This window comes from Kribbella sp. NPDC000426, from assembly GCF_040300265.1.
GTDB lineage: Bacteria > Actinomycetota > Actinomycetes > Propionibacteriales > Kribbellaceae > Kribbella.
This window is the reverse complement of sequence record NZ_JBEPDK010000005.1, coordinates 342,458-360,268: the sequence shown is the minus strand read 5'-3', so window position 1 is coordinate 360,268 and position 17,811 is coordinate 342,458. Positions and strand designations below refer to the sequence as shown.

The 17,811-nt window shown below is 67.8% G+C and carries 14 protein-coding genes; 6 read left to right on the top strand and 8 right to left on the bottom strand.

Going from position 1 to position 17,811, the window contains the following annotated elements:
* Positions 1 to 38: 38 nt before the first annotated feature.
* Complete coding sequence (locus ABT313_RS25820; protein WP_350858891.1) at positions 39 to 1,358, bottom strand: ABC transporter substrate-binding protein; 1,320 nt, start codon at positions 1,356 to 1,358, stop codon at positions 39 to 41.
* A gap of 212 nt (positions 1,359 to 1,570) precedes the next feature.
* Complete coding sequence (locus ABT313_RS25815; RefSeq protein ID WP_350858888.1) at positions 1,571 to 2,656, bottom strand: LacI family DNA-binding transcriptional regulator; 1,086 nt, start codon at positions 2,654 to 2,656, stop codon at positions 1,571 to 1,573.
* Between the two features lie 83 nt (positions 2,657 to 2,739).
* Between ABT313_RS25815 and ABT313_RS25810 the strand changes: the two genes are divergently transcribed.
* Positions 2,740 to 4,368 (top strand): acyltransferase, encoded by a 1,629-nt coding sequence (locus ABT313_RS25810; RefSeq protein ID WP_350858885.1) that lies wholly within the window; start codon positions 2,740 to 2,742, stop codon positions 4,366 to 4,368.
* Between the two features lie 67 nt (positions 4,369 to 4,435).
* A complete protein-coding gene (locus ABT313_RS25805; protein WP_350858882.1) occupies positions 4,436 to 5,770 on the top strand; it encodes an FAD-binding oxidoreductase in 1,335 nt (444 codons plus the stop codon).
* A gap of 109 nt (positions 5,771 to 5,879) precedes the next feature.
* Here the strand turns inward: ABT313_RS25805 and ABT313_RS25800 are convergent, their stop codons facing one another.
* From ABT313_RS25800 to ABT313_RS25785, 4 genes are read right to left on the bottom strand one after another with little or no spacing between them, the layout of a single operon-like run.
* On the bottom strand, positions 5,880 to 8,429 hold the full coding sequence (locus ABT313_RS25800; RefSeq protein ID WP_350858879.1) for a hypothetical protein: 2,550 nt from the start codon (positions 8,427 to 8,429) through the stop codon (positions 5,880 to 5,882).
* 10 nt (positions 8,430 to 8,439) lie between these two features.
* Positions 8,440 to 9,750: an ABC transporter substrate-binding protein gene (locus tag ABT313_RS25795; RefSeq protein WP_350858876.1), complete on the bottom strand. Its 1,311-nt coding sequence runs from the start codon at positions 9,748 to 9,750 to the stop codon at positions 8,440 to 8,442.
* Positions 9,751 to 9,769: 19 nt separating this feature from the next.
* Positions 9,770 to 10,627 (bottom strand): carbohydrate ABC transporter permease, encoded by an 858-nt coding sequence (locus ABT313_RS25790; RefSeq protein WP_350858873.1) that lies wholly within the window; start codon positions 10,625 to 10,627, stop codon positions 9,770 to 9,772.
* Positions 10,627 to 11,589: a carbohydrate ABC transporter permease gene (locus tag ABT313_RS25785; protein ID WP_350858871.1), complete on the bottom strand. Its 963-nt coding sequence runs from the start codon at positions 11,587 to 11,589 to the stop codon at positions 10,627 to 10,629. Before ABT313_RS25785 ends, ABT313_RS25790 begins: the two co-directional genes overlap by 1 nt.
* Positions 11,590 to 11,851: 262 nt before the next feature.
* On the opposite strand from ABT313_RS25785, the gene ABT313_RS25780 reads away from it, so the two are divergent.
* Positions 11,852 to 12,955 carry a hypothetical protein gene (locus ABT313_RS25780; protein ID WP_350858869.1) on the top strand — a complete coding sequence of 368 codons (1,104 nt, stop codon included), beginning with the start codon at positions 11,852 to 11,854 and terminating at the stop codon, positions 12,953 to 12,955.
* Here the strand turns inward: ABT313_RS25780 and ABT313_RS25775 are convergent.
* Complete coding sequence (locus ABT313_RS25775) at positions 12,885 to 14,171, bottom strand: MFS transporter (RefSeq protein ID WP_350858866.1); 1,287 nt, start codon at positions 14,169 to 14,171, stop codon at positions 12,885 to 12,887. The genes ABT313_RS25780 and ABT313_RS25775 overlap by 71 nt on opposite strands.
* Positions 14,172 to 14,191: 20 nt before the next feature.
* On the bottom strand, positions 14,192 to 14,779 hold the full coding sequence (locus ABT313_RS25770) for a helix-turn-helix domain-containing protein (protein WP_350858864.1): 588 nt from the start codon (positions 14,777 to 14,779) through the stop codon (positions 14,192 to 14,194).
* A gap of 160 nt (positions 14,780 to 14,939) precedes the next feature.
* On the opposite strand from ABT313_RS25770, the gene ABT313_RS25765 reads away from it, so the two are divergent.
* From ABT313_RS25765 to ABT313_RS25755, 3 genes are all read left to right on the top strand, one after another.
* Entirely contained in the window at positions 14,940 to 15,305 is a 366-nt protein-coding gene (locus tag ABT313_RS25765) for a hypothetical protein (RefSeq protein ID WP_350858862.1), read from the top strand.
* Positions 15,306 to 15,388: 83 nt separating this feature from the next.
* Positions 15,389 to 16,672 carry a class I SAM-dependent methyltransferase gene (locus ABT313_RS25760; RefSeq protein WP_350858859.1) on the top strand — a complete coding sequence of 428 codons (1,284 nt, stop codon included), beginning with the start codon at positions 15,389 to 15,391 and terminating at the stop codon, positions 16,670 to 16,672.
* Positions 16,669 to 17,769, top strand: a complete 1,101-nt coding sequence (locus ABT313_RS25755) for an SdiA-regulated/phytase-like domain-containing protein (RefSeq protein ID WP_350858856.1) — start codon at positions 16,669 to 16,671, stop codon at positions 17,767 to 17,769. The genes ABT313_RS25760 and ABT313_RS25755 overlap by 4 nt, the downstream gene beginning before the upstream one ends.
* The last annotated feature ends 42 nt before the right edge of the window (positions 17,770 to 17,811 follow it).

Sequence of the window (17,811 nt, the reverse complement as noted above, 5' to 3'; positions counted from 1 at the left end):
AGTGGCCCGGACGAGTCGTCCGGGCCACCGATCACGGGTCAGCTACCTGCGGCCACCTGATCCTGGGCGGTCTTCAAGGCCGCCTTCACATCGTCGGCCGTGACCGTGCCACCGGTCGCGATCTTGGCGAACATCGAGTTCATCGCCTTGCCGACGGTGCTCTCGAACTGGTCCTCGGCCGGCACCAGCGGCAGCGGCTTGGACTTGGTGTTGTAGACGTCCTGGAACGTCGCGGCCTCGGCCGCGTCGGTGGTGAAGACCGGCTTCGCGTCCTTCAGCACCGGCAGCGAGGAGAACGGCTTGCCCAGCGTGGTCTGGGTGTCCGCGCCCGTCATGTACTTGACGAACTTCAGCGCCGCGTCCTTGTGCTTGGTGTTCTTGAACACCGACAGGTTGATACCGGCCACGTGGCTGGCCACCTGCTCGGCGCCGGACGGCGCCGGGAACGGCACGACGCCGTACTCGCCGGCCTTCATGCCGTTGGCAACGATCGAGGAGTCGGCGTTGTTCTGGTTGATGACCATCGCGACCTTCTTGGTGGCGAAGTCGTTCACCGACTTGGTGCCGTTGTCGTACTGCGCGTTCGACGGGTTCGCGACCTTGTCCTTCTGCATCAGGTCGAGGTACCGCAGGACACCCTGCACGTTGCCGTCACCGGTGAAGGTCGGCTTGCCGTCGGCGTCGAACCAGTCGGCCTTGTTCTGCGCGGCGTTGATGAACGCGAAGTGCACGTTCTCGGTGTAGCTGCCGGCCGCCAGCGCCATCCCCCACTGCTTCTTCGCCGGGACGGTCAGCTTCTGCGCGTCGGTGACCATCTCTTCCCAGGTCTTCGGCGGCTGCAGACCGGCGGCGGCGAACATCGCCTTGTTGTAGTACAGGCCGTAGGCCAGACCGTAGAGCGGGACCGAGGTCGGGTCGGTGCCCTCCTTGCCGCCGGTCGCCAGGGCCGTCGGCACGAACTTGTCCTTGCCGCCGATGGCGGTCATCGCGTCGCCGTCGAACGGCAGGAACGCGTCGGTGGCCTGCAGCGAGGCCGCCCAGGTGTTGCCGATGTTGACCACGTCCGGCGCCTGGCCGGAGGTGATCGCGGTCTGGATCCGCGTCTGCAGATCGTTCCAGCCGATCACCTCGAGGTTGACCTTGATGCCGGTGTCCTGGGTGAACTTCTGCAGGACCGGGGTCAGCACCTCCTTGTCGTTGTCCAGGCTGGTGCCCTGGTTGCTGGCCCAGTAGGTCAGCGTCTGGTCACCACCCGAGCCGCCGCCGGAGGAGTCGTTCTTGTCGCCCCCACCACACGCGGCGAGGCTGATTCCCATGGCGGTCGCCGCCACCGCGGCTACTAACGAACGCAGTCTCACGTCGGACTCCCTCGTCCCGTCGAGCCTCCACAGAGCTGCGAAGGCGGATCGGCCCCCATACTGACCTAACCGGTTAAGTTTCGAAACCCTAACCGGTTCAGTTCCGGGGTCTTCGTTACGACCTCGTGACTGATCCAACCTCTCGCGGGGCTACGGCAAACGCAATCCAACACTCTCCGAATCCGAATGAATTCACAGAGTCTTGAAACTGGTCAGAAAGGCGCCGGACCGCTGGAATCGCGGGCCCGCAGCTCGCCGGCCGGGGCCTCCTCGTGCATTTCGCCCTCGCCGGTGACGATCCGGAGCAGCAGATCGGCGGCTGCCCGCCCGCGCTCCATCGTCTTCTGGTCGACCGCGGTGATGCCGGGCCGGGCGAGTTCGCACAGCGGCGAGTCGTCCCAGGCGAGGATCGAGACCTCGCCCGGCACCGCCGTATCGAGATCCATCGCCACCCGGAGTGCCGCGACCGCCATCAGGTCGTTGCCGAGCACGATCGCAGTCGGCGGGTTCGGACCGGCCAGCAGTTGCCGGGTCAGTTCGGCGCCGTCGTCGTACCGGTAGCTGCCTTCGATGTGCCGTACGGCGACGCCGCGCCGCTCGGCCTGCTCCTGCAGGATCTGCACCCGCAGCTGCTCGTGGACGAACGTGAACGGCCCGCTGATATGCGCGACGTTGCGGTGCCCGAGCTCGACCAGATGATCGAGCAGCAACCCGACCGTCTCCTCCGGCGAGCTGATCAACCGCCCGACCGAGTCGTCCGGCGCGTTCGAACTCACCACCACGCACGGCACCCCGAGCTCCTGCAACAGCGGGATCCTGGGGTCGTCGTCGTGCTCGTCGAACAGGATGAACCCGTCGACGCGTCCCTGCCGCGACCATCGCCGCAGTACGTCGAGATCCTCGCCGTGCTCGCCGGTGAGCCGCAGCAGCAGCGACGAATCGACCTCGTTCAGGTACTGCTCGATGCCGACGAGCGTGCGCATGTAGAACGCTTCGGTGGAGATCAGCGCCGGGTCGCGGGCGACCACGATCCCGATCGTCCGGGTCCGGCTGGCCGACAGTGCGACCGCGGCGGAGTTCGGGTGGAAGCCCAGCTCCTCGGCCAGGTCGAGCACCCGCTGCCGGGTCTCCTCGCTGACGCCGGCCCGGCCGTTCAGTGCGTACGAGACCGAGGCCTTGGAGATGTGCAGGCGGCGCGCGAGATCGCTGATCGTGACCCGATGAGTGCGGCGCGTGCTGCTCTGTGGGCCGTCGTCGCCGACCTCACCGCCATCGCTCACAGATCCGCTCGTCGTCATCGCCTGGCTCCCCGCACAGACGGGAGATTAGCAGCGGCATTTCGGGGCTGGCGGGCTCGCGGTGTTTTGGATAGCGTTTTCCCATGCTGCCGAACGAGCCGTTGCGCCTCGATTTCCTGCCGTGGGAGTACAAGCGAACGGCCTCCGACGCCGAGCGCGAACGCCAGGCCGAGCGGCAGGCGGGCCTCGGCGGGTCGGTCCGGCTCGCCGCCGACGTGTACGTCGCGGAGTCGGCCGCCGTGTTCTGCGACGAGCTGACGCTGGGGGAGCGCTCCTACATCGCCGCGCATGCCTACGTCACCGGCACGATCACGCTCGGCTCCGACTCGACGATCAACCCGTTCTCCGTCGTCCGCGGTGTCGTGACGATCGGCGACGGCGTCCGGATCGGCGCGCACACGTCGCTGCTCGCCTTCAACCACGGCACGGCTCCCGGCGAGCCGATCTTCAAGCAGCCTCACACCGCTGTCGGCATCACGATCGGCGACGACGTCTGGATCGGTTCCAACGTGACGATCCTCGACGGCGTCACCGTCGGCCCGCACACGATCATCGGCGCCGGCGCGGTCGTCACCAAGAACATCCCGGCCAACTCGGTCGCCGCCGGCAATCCCGCCCGTGTCCTTCGCTCGCGAACAGGATCCTCCATGTCAGGTGACCTCCGGACCCAGTTGACCGCCTTCGCCGCCAAGGCTCGCTCGCAGGTGGACGACGTACTCGCTCGATGCTGGGACGGTGAGCGCTTCGTCGACCGTCCTGACCTCGCTCACGAGCCGGCCGTGCGTCCGTGGTGCGACGCGATCGAGATCGCAGACCTGCTGGTATGTCGTACTCCGCTCGGGCACACGCGTGACGACCTGGTCCGCCGGCTGCGTCACCGGCAGGACCCGAAGACCGGACTGGTCGCACCGGGAGACCTGTCCGATGCCGGGCTCGACCTCCCGGACGAGACCGAACTCTCTGTGCTGGAAGGCCCGGCGGGCTACCACGTGCTGTGTGTCGGGTATGCGCTCCAGGTCCTCGGCAGCAGCTTCGAGCACCTGATCGACACCAGCTTCACCTTCGCGGACCTGGACAACTTGCCCTGGGCAAGAAGGTCCTGGTCGGCCGGGTCCGGTATCGACCATCTCGGCACCGCTCTGGCCCGGAATCTCCACGACCACGGCGAATCCGGTCCGCTCGAGGCCCTGATGGGCTGGCTCGTCACGCGGGTCGACCCAACGACCGGTGCTTGGGGCCACCAACATCCCGACGACGGCTGGCTGCAGGTCGTGAACGGCTTCTACCGCCTCACCCGCGGCACCTACGCCCAGTTCGGCCTCCCGCTGCCGTACCCCGAACAGGCCGTTGCCACCGTCCTTGCCCACAGCAACGATCGCCGGATGTTCACCGGTGACAACTACAACTCCTGCAACATCCTCGACGTCATCCACCCGCTGTGGCTGGCCCGCAAGCAGACGACGTACGGCGAGCAGGACGGCCGCCGCTGGGCCGAGGAACAGCTCCGCGCGATCCTCCCGCGCTGGGTCGACGGCGCCGGCTTCGCGTTCGCCCCCGACGGCACCGACGACCGCGCAATCCCCGGCCTGCAAGGCACCGAGATGTGGCTGGCCATCATCTGGCTCCTCGCCGACTACCTCGGCCTCTCCGACGCCCTCGGCTACCGTCCCCGCGGCGTACACCGCCCCGAACCCCTGATCACCCTCCACTGAACCAGCCGCGTGGTATCCCAGAAACCTGGGATACCACTGGGGGAGGGGTGGCTGGATCGTGGTGGCGATGCACGAGCTACGTCAGGTGCTGAGTGGGCGGCTGGTGATGCCGGGTGACCCGGAATGGGATCAGGTGCGACGCGCGTGGAACCTGTCCGTCGACCAGCAGCCCATAGCTGTGGTCGAGGCGGCTGGGCCGAGTGATGTCGAGTACACGATCGCGTACGCCGGTGCGCACGGGCTGAAGGTGGCTGCGCAAGCGGGGGGCCACGGTGCAACCCGGGCGCTCGACGGGACGATCGTGGTGCGTACTGACGCACTGGACGACGTCTGGGTCGACTCACACGCCCGAATTGCGCGGCTGGGCGCCGGAGTGCGCTGGGGGACTGTGCAGAGCGCACTGGACGGCACCGGGCTCACCGGACTGCCCGGTACGAGCAGCAACATCTCGGTGACCGGCTTCTGCACGAGTGGCGGGTTCTCGTGGTTCTCCCGCCCGTTCGGGAGCGGCTCGGGCAGTCTGCGGTCCGCGGAGATCGTCGACGGGGCCGGGGCCCGCCGATGGATCGACGATGCTGTCGACCCGGACCTGATGTGGGCGTTGCGCGGTGGCGGCGGGAACTTCGGCGTGGTGACGTCGATCGAGGTGGATCTGCATCCGGCGCCGGAGATCGCGGGTGCGCGGCTGATGTTCCCGATCGAGCAGTCTGAGGCGGTGTTGACGGCGTACGCGAAGGCGACGCAGGAGGCGCCGGAGCAGGTGACGTTGTGGGCGTACCTGATCCACTACCCGCACTCGCCGGCGCTGCCGGACGCCGTACGAGGGAAGTCGTTCGCCATGGTCGACGGGATGACGCCCTACGCCCCGGAAGCATTGGAGGGAGTGCTTTCGACCATCCGTGCGGCCGGGACGCCTGTGGCTGACACGTTCACTCCGCTATCGCCCAGTGGAGTGGCGGAGATGAATGCGGTGCCTGCGCCGCCGCAGGCGCTCTCACTCATCACCAGCACGTTCGACGAGCTCACGCCGGAGCTGATCGCCACACTGCTCGAGTACGCCGGCCAGCCGTCGCTGATCTTCCAGGTGCAGATCCGGCACCTGCGGGCGAGCGGTGAGGTTGGTCACGCGGGCGTGGCCGCGGCTGACCCGGCTGCGCAGTACATGGTGCTTGCCGTGTCGATCGTGCCGGTGCCAGAGCTGCAGGAGTCGGCAGTGGCAGCACTGCGAGCGCTGAAGGAGAGGCTGGCGCCCTGGCACGCCGATGAGATGCCACCGACCGGGCTGCCGGCCTGGGAGTCGCTACAGGACTCCATCAGCGAGCCTGACCTGGCCAGACTGCGGGAGATCAAGCAGCGGGTCGACCCGCTCGGCGTCCTGGTCGGCAACTACCCACTGGTGTGAAGGACCCGGACGGGGGTCCACTAGCCTGAGCAAGTGGACCCCCGGACCCGTCGCCTCATCACCTCTGTCGTGCTGGCAGCGCTCGTCGCGATCGTCGTGATCGCAGCGATCATCCGGTGATGGTCGCGGACCCCAGCACGACGTACGGCTGGTTGGACAGGTCGGCCGCCAGACCGGGGTAGAGCGCCTGCCCACCGGACCGGTGCTGCACGCTGAAGAAGTACATCAGCGGGTACGTCGACGCCGTGTACTCGCCGTCGATCGTGCCGGACAGCGTCTGACCGGACAGCTCCATCGGGACCTGCTGCCAGGGCTTGGACTGGTCCACGTGCCGGTAGTGCAGGGTGGCGCCAGTCACATCCGGATCCACGACCTCCAGCGACAGTGTGACCGGCTTACCCCGATCGAAGCTCTGCGGTACGGCGTGCTCCACTCCAGGGCCTGCCGGCCGCACCGGTGCCGCCGGCAACCGCGACGCCGTCCGCCTGCCGCTCGCCTCGCTGCCGGTTGCCTCTGCGTCGGCCGCCTGCTGCAGTTCCTTGGTGAGGGCGGCCAGGTCCGTGTCCATGTCCGGGACCCGGTGCGCCCAATGGCCGTGCTCGGACGACTCGACGCCGAACCGCAGGTCCGTCTGGTAGACGCCGTCGACGATGGCCGGGATCTCGGCGTATGCGTCCCGCGCCGACTGATAGGTGCTGACGGCCGACTCCAGCAGTGCGACTTGTCCGGTTGTCCGATAAGTCGAGTAGTCGACGGCGGCGCGGAACTTGCCGGCGAAGAACCTGCCCAGCCTGACCAGGATCTCCAGATCGATCAGGACCCGGCGGACCTGCGCGTCCGACGTGTCTGCGGTCTGCCGGGCACGGTCGAGGGCCTGCTGTCCGTCGTCGACGAGGCGCTCGATCCAGCCAGCCACCTCGAGCGGTGTGTACTTCGCCGACACCTCGCCGCTCGCCAGCGCCGCGACGTACTCGTCGATGGCGTAGAACGTCGTCGGGTCGAACGGGCTGACGCCGCCCCAGTTCGCGGGCGGGTCGGTGTCACCGGCGTAGTGCGGGGACTCGACCTGCGACGAGATCGGGAGGTTGAGGTACACCTCCGGCCAGTAGCCGTTGTTCGATCCGCCGACGCCGTGGACCACGGTCACCAGGGGGAGGATCCGGCTCAGCGGGCTGAGCGCGTCCTCCACGTGCGCCGCGGCCTCGCCGTACGTCGAGCGCAGGTGACGGCGCCAGGTCTCGGGCTCGGTGTCGGGGTTGTAGAGCAGCCGGCCCCACAACAGGTAGCCGTAGCGGTACTTGGTCCACTCCCGGTTGTCAGACAACCTGAGGTCCTCGCGGACGTACGGGTCGCGCCCGCCGACCTCGCCGCTGCCCTTGCGTCCCTTGAAGAACAAGGGCTCACACAGGTCGACGCCACGGGATCCGCCGAATGTCGACAACCGCCCGTAGCCGGCCGCGATCGCGGGATCGCCCCACGCCAGCAGCTTCTGGGTTCCCGGCCAGACCCGGAACATCAGGTCTACGTTCCGGTCCTCGTGCAGGAAGTCGCCGTACCCGTAGCGGGTGAACCGGCGGGAGAACTCGGTGATGCCCTTCATCTCGTGGCCGGCCGGAATCGGCTTGGCCGTCTCCTTGGCCCGGATCGAGGCCTGGTGGTACGGCAGGCCGACGTGCTCGGCCCAGTACTTCGCCGACAGCACCGGGGACAGGTTCGGCAGGTCGACGGCGTCGAGCAGGGCCTGGTCGACGCCCTTCGCATGCATGTCGATCTCGAGCGGCCGATCGACCGAGTTTGCGCCTTCGAACACCGCCCGCCAGAAGATCTCGTGCTTGTCGTCGGGGATGCCGCCCTCGTAGTGCACCCGGAAGGTGAGCCCGTCGATGTCGGGACATTCCGTGAGCAGCTTGGCGATACCGGCCTTGCAGTACTCCGCGTGCGTCTCCGGACCGATCCCGGTGATCGGGTACCGGTGCACCGAGTCGCGGCCGTAGTCGTACGCGTGGTTCCACAGACCGAGCTGGAACTTCAGCCCACGCCGCTTGCTCTCGGCAGCGATGAAGCGCAGCGTGTCGAGGTTGCGCTTCTGCTCGTCCGCGCCGACCCCTTCAGCCTTGACGTCGTAGCCGTCCACGTCGAACAGGAACGGGTAGACGAAGCACAGGTAGTTGTCGGTCGCGCCATGGCGATCGGCGCCGTAGTTGTACTGCATGCCCAGCGCGAGGTGGAACCGGTTGAACCGGGACGCGGCCAGCCAGGTCAGGTACTCGGTCCAGAACCGCTTGTCGTGGAACCAGGGCGTGTCCTCGTCCACGCTCGAGAACGATCGCACCACGCCGCGGACAGGTACGGCGGGCTGCTCGGCGAAGGGCGTCGTACCAGCCAGCTCCTCGCCCGCGGCGACCCGGTCCGCGAGTTCGAGTACGCCGCAGCGCAGGCCGGTCTCGTCGTTGCTGACGACAACGATCTCGTCGTCGACGCGGAGTACGGCGTACGACTCGGGCACGTCTGCGAGTCCCGCGGTGGGGACCTCGTCGGGGGTGGCCAGCCGGACCGGCGGCTCGGCGGCCGTGATCCCCTTCTCTGCCAGGGCTCGGACGAGCTGCTCCATCGCCCAGGTGGCGGTGTGGCCGGTGGTGACGGGGTTCTGCTCGTTCATAGGGCTCCAATCACTTGCCGTCGAGGGTCTTGCCGGCGTCGGCCATGAACTTCGGCACGGCCTGCTTGATCGAGATCTTCTTGAAGGCGATGTCCTGGCTGACCTTCAGCAACAGGTCGCCGACAGCGGTCGACGCGGCCGGGCTGGCCTGCGGCGGCGCGGAGGAGTTCTTCAGCGCCAGGTCGGTGTAGGCCAGTACCTGCTTCTCGCTCGCCGAGAGGTCGCTGCCCTTCAGCAGGACGTCACGGCCCTCCGAGGAGGCCGGCGGTCCGCTGATCAGCCGCAACGTCTTCGCGGCCTCCGCGCCGTTGGCGAACCAGTTGATGAATGCGGCAGCGTCGTCCGCGCGCTGGCTCTTGGCATTCAGCGACAGGAAGCTGCTCGGCGCCGGGAACGTCCCGCACTTGCCGCCCTTGGTGTTCCGCGGCGGCAGCGTGATGTCGATGGTGTTCTTGGTCAGATCCTGGAAACCGCCCTTGAGGTTGGGCGTCTGGATGTGCGCGAGCACCGCCTGCTTCTTGACCAGCGGGCTGTTCGGCCAGTCGCCGTACTCGGACTGGGCGGCAATATCGGCGGGGATCGTGCCGCCGGTCGCCCGCAGCGCGGCCCAGAACTCGAACCACTCGGTCAGCGCTGCCTCGTTGAAGGCGAGCGCGCCGTCCTTGTACAGGTCCTGACCCATACCGCGCAGGAAGATCTGCAGCGACGCGGTGTCGCCGCTGGGGTCCTCGGCGCCGTAGATCTTCTTCCCGGACTTCAGCCGGACCTGGTTGGCCAGCTCCGCGAAGTCGGCCCAGGTCCAGGTCTCCTGCGGGTGCTCGAGACCAAGCTGGTCGAGCACGGTCACGTCGTACCCCATGCTGTAAGTGCTCATCGCGACCGGGATGCCGAACTGCTCGCCCTTCAGCTGCCCCTGGACCAGGAGGTTGTGGTCGATCGGCTTCGTGTCGATGGGGTCCGGGGTGTACTTCGCCAGGGACTGCAAGGCCCCGGCCGCGCCGTACTGCCCGATCCGCGGGGCGTCGATGTTGATGACGTCAGGCGCGTTGCCGCCCGCCATCTGGGTGGCGAGCTTGTCCCAGTACTCCGCGGTCGCGGTGCCCTCGAAGACCATCTTCACGTTCTGGTGGCTGGCGGTGTACTGGTCCGCGAGCTTGCTGCGCAGGCCGAGCTTGGTCGGGTCGCCGTAGCTGGAGAACCGGACCGAGTTCTTCGCCTCCTTCTGCGCCGGGTCGAGGTTGCAGGCGGCCAGCAGAGGTGCGAGTACGCCGGCCGCGAGTCCGGCCTGCAGGAAGCGTCGCCGGTCGATCTGTGTGGTCATGACTGGGGTCCTTTCGGGGCTAGCCCTTCAGGCCGGTCGTGGCGATGCCTTCGACGATCCGGCGCTGGGCGAGAAGGAAGACGATGAACGTCGGCACCAGCGACAGCACCGACATGGCCAGCAGTTGCCCGTACGACGAGTCGCCGGTCGCGTCGACGAACCGCCGCAACGCGACCGGCACGGTCTCGCTGCTGGGGTAGGACAGGTAGATCAGCTGGGAGAAGAAGTCGTTGTAGGTCCAGATGAAGGTGAAGATCATCGTGGTGATCAGCACCGGTCCGGTCAGCGGCAGGATGATCCGGCTGAAGATGCGGACCTTGCCGCAGCCGTCGATCATCGCGGCCTCGTCCAGCGTCCGCGGGATGGTGCGAATGAACTGGACCATCAAGAAGATGAAGAACGCGTCGGTGGCCAGGAACTTCGGCACCACCAGCGGGAGATAGGTGTTCACCCAGCCGAGGTGGAAGAACAGCACGTACTGCGGGATCAGCAGCGCGTGCGCCGGCAGCATGATCGAGCCGAGCATGATCGCGAAGAACACCTTCTTGCCGCGGAACTCCAGCCGGGCGAACGCGTACGCCGTGAGCGTGCAGGCGAACACGTTGCCGGCCACCGCGAGCACCGCGATCAGCATCGAGTTGAGGTAGAACCGGGTGAAGGTGGGGTCGGTCGCGGTCCAGCCGGCGATGTAGTTGCGCGGGTCGAGCGAACTCGGGAACGGGTTGAGCTGCGAGAAGATGTCGGACTCGTCCTTGAAGGACCCGCCGACCATCCACAGCAGCGGATAGACCATCACCAGCGTGCCGGCGATCAGTGCGAGGTGGGTCAGCCACCGCCGGCGGCGGCGACGGACGGGAGCTTGCAGCAGCGTCGTCATCAGCGGTCCTCGTAGTAGACCCAGCGGCGGGCGAGCCCGAAGTTGATCAGCGTGAAGATCGCGATGATCAGCAGCAGCACCCACGCCATTGCGGAGGCGTAGCCCATGTTCAGGTTCGCGAAACCCTGCTGGTACAGGTAAAGCGTGTAGAACAACGTGGAGTCCGACGGGCCGCCGGTGCCGCCGCTCACGACGTACGCCGGGGTGAAGGCCTGGAAGGCCTGGATGATCTGCAGCACCACGTTGAAGAAGATGATCGGCGTCAGCAGCGGTACGGTGACCGACCAGAACCGGCGCCAGGCGTTGGCGCCGTCGACCGACGCGGCGTCGTACAGCTCCTGCGGTATCTGCTTGAGGCCGGCCAGGAAGATCACCATCGGCGAGCCGAACTGCCAGATGTTCAGCAGCACCAGCGTGTAGAGAGCCGTGTCAGGGTTGGAGATCCAGCTCCGGCCGCCGACGCCGAAGAACGCGAGGAAGGCGTTCAGTACGCCGTCGTCGTCGAACAGCTGGCCCCAGATCACCGCGATCGCGACGCTGCCGCCGAGCAGTGAGGGGATGTAGTAGATCGAGCGGTACAAGGCCATCCCGCGCATCGGGCGGTTCAGCATCACGGCGACCGCCAGCGCGAATCCGAGCTGCAGCGGGACGGTGAGGGCGACGTAGATGAAGGTGACCTTCAACGACTGCAGGTAGCGCGGGTCGTCGGTGAACATCTTCACGTAGTTGCCGAAGCCGTTCCAGGCGGGCGCCTGCAGCAGGTTGAACCTGGTGAACGACAGGTACAGGGATCCCAGCAGGGGCGCCGCGGTCAGCAGCAGTAGTCCCGTGAACCAGGGGACGAGGAAGAGGTAGGCGACCCGGTCCGTGCGCCGTCCGGGTCTGCGACGTGGTGCCGGGGGAGGGACCTCAGCTGTCGGTTCACGGCCTGCCGGAGCAGAGATCTCGGTGCTCGTGCTCATGGTGGCCTCCTCTCAGGAGTCCTTCTTCACCGATGTAGAAACTGGCCGGAAAATCGGCCGAAGCCTTCGGGGCGCGGATCTGGAAGGACTTCGGCCGGGCAGTGGGCGGTGCGGACGGGTACCACTTAGTGGAAGTGGTATTCCGCTACGCGAGAGATTAAGCCGCCAGTGGACGAAGCGCAATAGCGAAGTGGATTCGTATTCACACGTCTAAAACGCTCTGCGGCTGTGCAGGCTCCCGGGCCCCGGTAACGTCCCGCCAATGACGAACAGCACCGCCGCGCGGTCGTCGTACCTGATGCGGGCCGGATTGGTCCGCAACGTCCGGTCCGGAGAGCACCTGACCACGTTCGTGGTGTCGGGGGTGGCAACGGTCCTGGTGACCCGGCTGATCCTCAGCCTGAGCGGCTATCCGCAGATCGGCGGCAAGGGCCTGCACATCGCGCACGTGCTGCCCGGCGGTCTGCTGATGCTGATCTCGATCTCACTGCTGCTCGGGTACGTCGGACCCGTCGTCCGGCCGGCCGCCGCGACGGTCGGCGGGATCGGCTTCGGGCTGTTCATCGACGAGGTGGGGAAGTTCGTCACCTCGGACAACAACTACTTCTACAAGCCGACCGCGGCGATCGTGTACGTCGTCTTCGTGCTGATCGTGCTGGGCTTCCGGTTCCTCACCACCCGGCGGCCGATCGACCCGCGGGAGGAGCTGGCCAACGTCATCGACCACGCTGTCGAGGGCGTCGCCGGCGGCCTGTCCCGGCGACGCCGGGCGGAGGCGTCGGAGCTGCTGCGGGCGGTTCCCCGGCAGGTGCAGGGTCGGCAGGAGACCAGGGATCTGCTGGCCGCCTGCCCCGCCGACGAGGTCGAGCTGGCTGCTCCGGTCGATGCCGGGTGGCAGGCGCTGCAGCGTGGGTTCGAGCGGCTCGCCACGCACCCGAAGGCGCCGCGGATCGCTGTCGCCGTACTGGCGCTGCAGGTGGTCGGTGCGCTGGTCATCGCGATCGTCGTCGGCGATGGGCTCAATCACCTGCCAGTGCTGGGTGTTACGGCCGGAAGCTTGCTGTCAGCAACGTTCACGGTGCGGGGTGCGCTGGCCCTGCGGAAGGGCAATCGCGCCCGGGCGGTGCGGTTGTTCGAGCTGGCTGTCCTGGTGTCGTTGCTGATGACACAGGTCTTCCAGTTCGCAGCCACGCAGTTCGCGGCCGCCGGCGGGATGTTGCTGGACCTGGTGATGCTCGGTCTGCTGCGGGCGGAGCGAGACCGGATGCGGCGCGAGGTCGAGAGCAGCACCAAGGCTAAGGCGCTGCGACTGCCACCCGATCCGGATCTGCCACCGTTTCCTGAGGACCCGTCGGATCCTGTGTAGCCTTCCAGCTCTCGTGCCGGCCGATCAGCACCGGTGACATGGTCGCGATCAGGTAGATGGCGCCTCCGGCAAGCACTGCGGGCGAGAAGCCGACGGCCGCGATGGCCAGCCCGGCGACCACGCCACCCAGCGGTACGCCGGTCCAGCAGGCTGCGTTCGACAGGGAGTTGACCCGGCCGAGGAGGTGGCTCGGGATCCGTTCGACGCGGATCGCGCCGAGTACAGGGTTGATGAAGCCGGCGCCGATGCCGCCGACGGCGTACACCGCCATCAGGACCCAGATCGGTGCGCCCGCTGCCAGAGCAATGAAGCGCGGTGCTCCGGCGATGAGGAAGGCCACGGTGAAAACCAGCTTGCGGGGGATCCGGTCGCCGATTGCCGAAGCCAGTAAGGCGAACGCTGTGGCGGTCACTCCGAACGCGGTGAGGATCAGACTGGTGTGTCCGGGGCCGTAGCCGTGGTCCTTGATCCAGACGGGTAGCAGGACCGTGCTGGTCGCGGCGTCGAGCAGGTTGGTCACGGCGATCATGGTCACCAGCGGAAGCAGCAGCTTGTCCGTGCGGAGGAAGTGCCAGCCCTCAAGAAGTCTGTGGCCGTAGCCCTGTTCGGGTCCGGCGGTGGTCGGCTGCTTGATGGTGAGCTTGGGGATCCAGCGGGCGATCAGTAGGGCGCACACGCCGAACGACGCGGCGTCGATCCAGAGTGCGTTGACGGCTCCGACGAGGGTGATGAGTCCGCCGGCCAGTGCGTACGCGAAAAAGCCGGCGAGGCGTTCCGTCGTACTCTCCAGGCCTGTCACTCGCTCCAGCGGAACCCTTGCTGCGCGAGCGATGTCGGGGATCAGGGTCTCTTTGGCGGAGTCGCCCGGTCCGCGGCAGGCGCCGGCGATGGCGACCAGTACGAGGAGCGTCGGGAAGTGCAGCAGGCCCAGTGTGTGGAGGAGTGGGACGAGGCCGACTACCGCAGTACTGGCTGTGTCTGCGACCACGCTGATGCGGCGGGCTCCGACCTTGTCGATCAGCGGCCCGCCGGCGATCTTGACCAGGACCAACGGCGTCATCTCGGCCATCGCCACCAGTCCGGTCTTCACCGGCGATCCCGTGGTGATCAGCACGAACCAAGGGATCGCGATGGCGCTCACCCTGGTGCCGCAGACCGACACCACGTTCGCCACCAGGAACGCGATCAGCGGCGCCCGGTTTCCTTTGTCGCTCATCTGCCTCACCCCTTGTCCCGCTACCGCGTCTCGCGCGGGAAGGCCTGGATCTGGACCGTCACCTGCTCGGCGCCCTCCGGCAGCGGGGCCGTCAGGTCGGGCGTCTTGTACTTCTCCAGCACCGCCAGGACCTCGTGCATCATCGCGTCGAGCTGGTCGGCGCGCAGGTGGAAGAAGTAGTCCGTGAGCAAGCTGGCGTCGCGCCAGTCCTCGGGCATCGTCTGCATCGAGTCGATGAAGCTGAAGATGTTCTCGGCGTACGACTGACCGACGCCGTGCAGGAAGCCCAGGGCCAGCTCGGGCTCCTGCTCCAGCAGCTCGGCCTTGTTGAACTCGGTGCCTTGGTGGGCGGCCTTCCACCAGCGGTCGCGCGCATTGCCGCGGCTGTCGTCCTCGACCACCAGACCGGCCTCCGCCAGCTGGCGGAGGTGGTAGCTGGTCGCGCCGGTGTTCACGCCGAGCCGGCCGGCCAGGGTGGTGGCGGTCTGCGGGCCGTACACCCGCAGCAGGCCGACGATCCGGTTCCGCATCGGGTGGGCCAGGGCGCGCACCAGGTGGCGGTCCAGCCGGATCGTCCGGGGCGGCTCGGGGGTCGTGTCATCGCTCATGGTGTTGAGCATAGGACTGCAAAGACTCTTTGCAAAGAGGTTTTGCAAAGAGTTTCTGTGGTTGGTTGTCCACAGGTTTCGGATCGGCGGCTCCGGGCGGGCCGGATCGCGGCATCTTCTCTGTCGACCACGCATCGACCGTGAATGGAGAGAACCAGCAATGATGCGCGTGATGCTCGAGGACGCCGACTACTGCGACGTCCCCGCCGACCTGATGACGTTCGACGACGGGGCGGTGGTGTTCTGGCGCGAGGGCGAGGAGGTCGGCCGCCACCGCCAGGCCCGGATCCGCTCCCTCGAACTGCTCAACCCGCGCTCGATGACCCGCAAGATCGAGCAGGCCCGCAAGAACCACCCGAAAGCCTTCACCCAGTGGTCCCCCGAGGACGAACAGATCCTGATCGAGATGTTCCACAACGGCGCCACCAAGGACGCCCTCGTCACCACCCTCGGCCGCCAGGAAGGCGGCATCGCCACCCGCCTCCGCTCCCTAGGCCTCCTCACCGACGACCAGAGACTCGAATAACGTCGCGGGGAGTTCTGGAGCGGCGACGGTGGGTTTTCGAGACCCTTTTGAGATCCGGGGTGGAGGTCGGCGACAATGGCGCGGTGCAACCAGTGGTGCGGTCGGGCGAGCCGGCGCGGTCGGCGGAGGCCGGGGCGCTGGAGGTGGTTCGTGCTGCCCTGCTGGAGCAGGGCAGTTTGGTGCGAGGGCTGGCGTCGGGGCGGCGGCGCGGGTTCGACCCGCCGGCGTACCTGCGGGTCGAGGTGCGGTACGTCGACCTGAAGGGCGAGCGGCACCTGCAGATCACCGAGTTCGACGAGCGGCAGGCCCACACGCGGAATGTTGCCGCGGGCGACGTGGAGAAGGCGGTCGACGAGCTCCTCGAGCTGCCGTACGGGTCGTGGCACGTGGAGACGACGAGCGAGACCTTGCGGCTGCGGTACACCAAGAAGGGCAAGGAGCTGCTGCACCGGCAGGACGACAGCCGGGAGCAGGAGACCGGGCACGACCGGGTGAAGCAGCGGGTGCTGGACCCGGCCGCGCCGTTCCTGATCGAGCTCGGGATCAGCGACCACCAGGGCCGGGTCAAGCCGTCGCGGCAGGCGAAGTACAAGCAGATCGAGGAGTTCTGCAAGCTGCTCGCGCCGGCGCTCGACGAGGCGATCGGGGCGGGCCGGATCGCGACCGGCCGCCCGCTGCAGGTGGTCGACCTCGGCTGCGGGAACGCGTACCTCACGCTGGCGGCGTACCACCTGCTCTCCGCGGCCGGGCACGACGTCCGGATGACCGGTGTCGACCACAACCCGGCGGCCCGGAAACGGAACGGCCGGGTGGTCGAGGCGCTCGGCTGGCAGGACCACCTGCGGTTCGTCGACGCGACCATCCAGGCGGCCGAGCTCGACGTCCGGCCCGACGTGGTACTGGCGCTGCACGCGTGCGACACCGCGACCGACGACGCGCTCGCGCGGGCCGTCGGCTGGGAGGCTCCGCTGGTGCTCGCGGCCCCATGTTGTCATCACGACATCCAAAAGCAGCTCAAGAGCGTCACACCACCGGCGCCTTATGCGCTGATGACGCGATATGGCATCGTTCGTGAGCGGTTTGCCGACGTCCTGACGGATTCGTTGCGGGCGGCGGTGCTCCGACAGGTCGGTTACCGGGTGGAGGTCGTGCAGTTCGTGGACAGTCAGCACACGCCGCGCAATCTGCTGCTTCGCGCTGCGCGGACCGGCGCGAAGCCGACCGCCGAGCTCCAGGCCGAGTACGACGCCCTGGTCACCGAGTGGCAGGTCAACCCCCGCCTCGCCCAGCTCCTCCTACCGGCCGCGACGGGCGCGGCCGGGACGCCGCCCGGCGGGCGGGGCGCGGGCGCCGAGGTGGGCTTGTGACGCGACTTCGGACTGCGTTCGCGCTGGTGGGGGCGACGCTCTGCACGCTCGCGGGTGTGGCACTTCCCACAACGGCCTCGGCGTCGGTGGCGGCCGACCCGACCGGGGCCGCTCCGAAGAAGCTGTTCACGATCCGCGACGACCGGATCAAGGAGTCGTCCGGCCTGGCGAAGAGCGTCAAGCACCCGGGCACGTATTACACCGTGAACGACTCCGGTGACACCGGCCGGGTGTTCGCAATCGACGGGACGACCGGCAAGGTCGAGGCGGTACTGCGGTTCGGCGCCAAGGTGACCGACGTCGAGGCGCTCGGCGTCGACCGGGACGGCACGATCTACATCGCGGACATCGGTGACAACAAGGCCGGCCGGGACCAGATCGAGATCTACACGATCCCGGAGCCGGCGACCCTCGAGGACGCCGACCTCAAGTACCACCAGTTCGACTTCAAGTACCCCGACGGCGCGCACGACGCCGAGACGCTGCTGATCGAGCCGGGCACCAGCCAGCTGTACATCGTGACGAAGGAGCTGAAGGGCACCGGCGCGATCTACGCCGCGCCGCCGGCGCCGAGCCGCCAGGGCACCAACGACCTCTCGAAGCTCGCGCCCGCCCCGTCCGGGATCATCACCGACGGCACGTTCATGCCGGACGGGCAGCGCGTGGTGCTCCGGACATACACCGACGTCGCAACCGTCGCCTGGGGTGACACCCCCACCGTCGTCGCGCGCGGCGCCGCGGTCCTGGGCCAGGGCGAGACCGTGGCGGTAGGCCCGACCGACAACACCGTCCTTGTCGGCAGCGAAGGCGCCAACTCGGCCGTCTACCAGCTGACGCCCCCCGCCAAGGCAGTCGCGTCCACCCCGCCGTCCGCCAGCGCGACGCCGAAGCCGGCCACGGCGTCGGATTCCAACAACTCCGACTCGGGCAAGAGCCACAACCTCCGCTGGATCATCATCGGTGCCAGCCTGTTTGCGCTGATCATCACGATCGTCACGTTCCCGCCGGGCCGCCGCGAACGCCTGGACCGCCAGGCCGAGAACGACCGCCTGACCGGCCAGGGCCCACCCACCGGACATCGCCGCCCGCACGTCTGATCCCCGGATCCGGAAGCCGTACGTCCGGAACCAGTCCTAGCA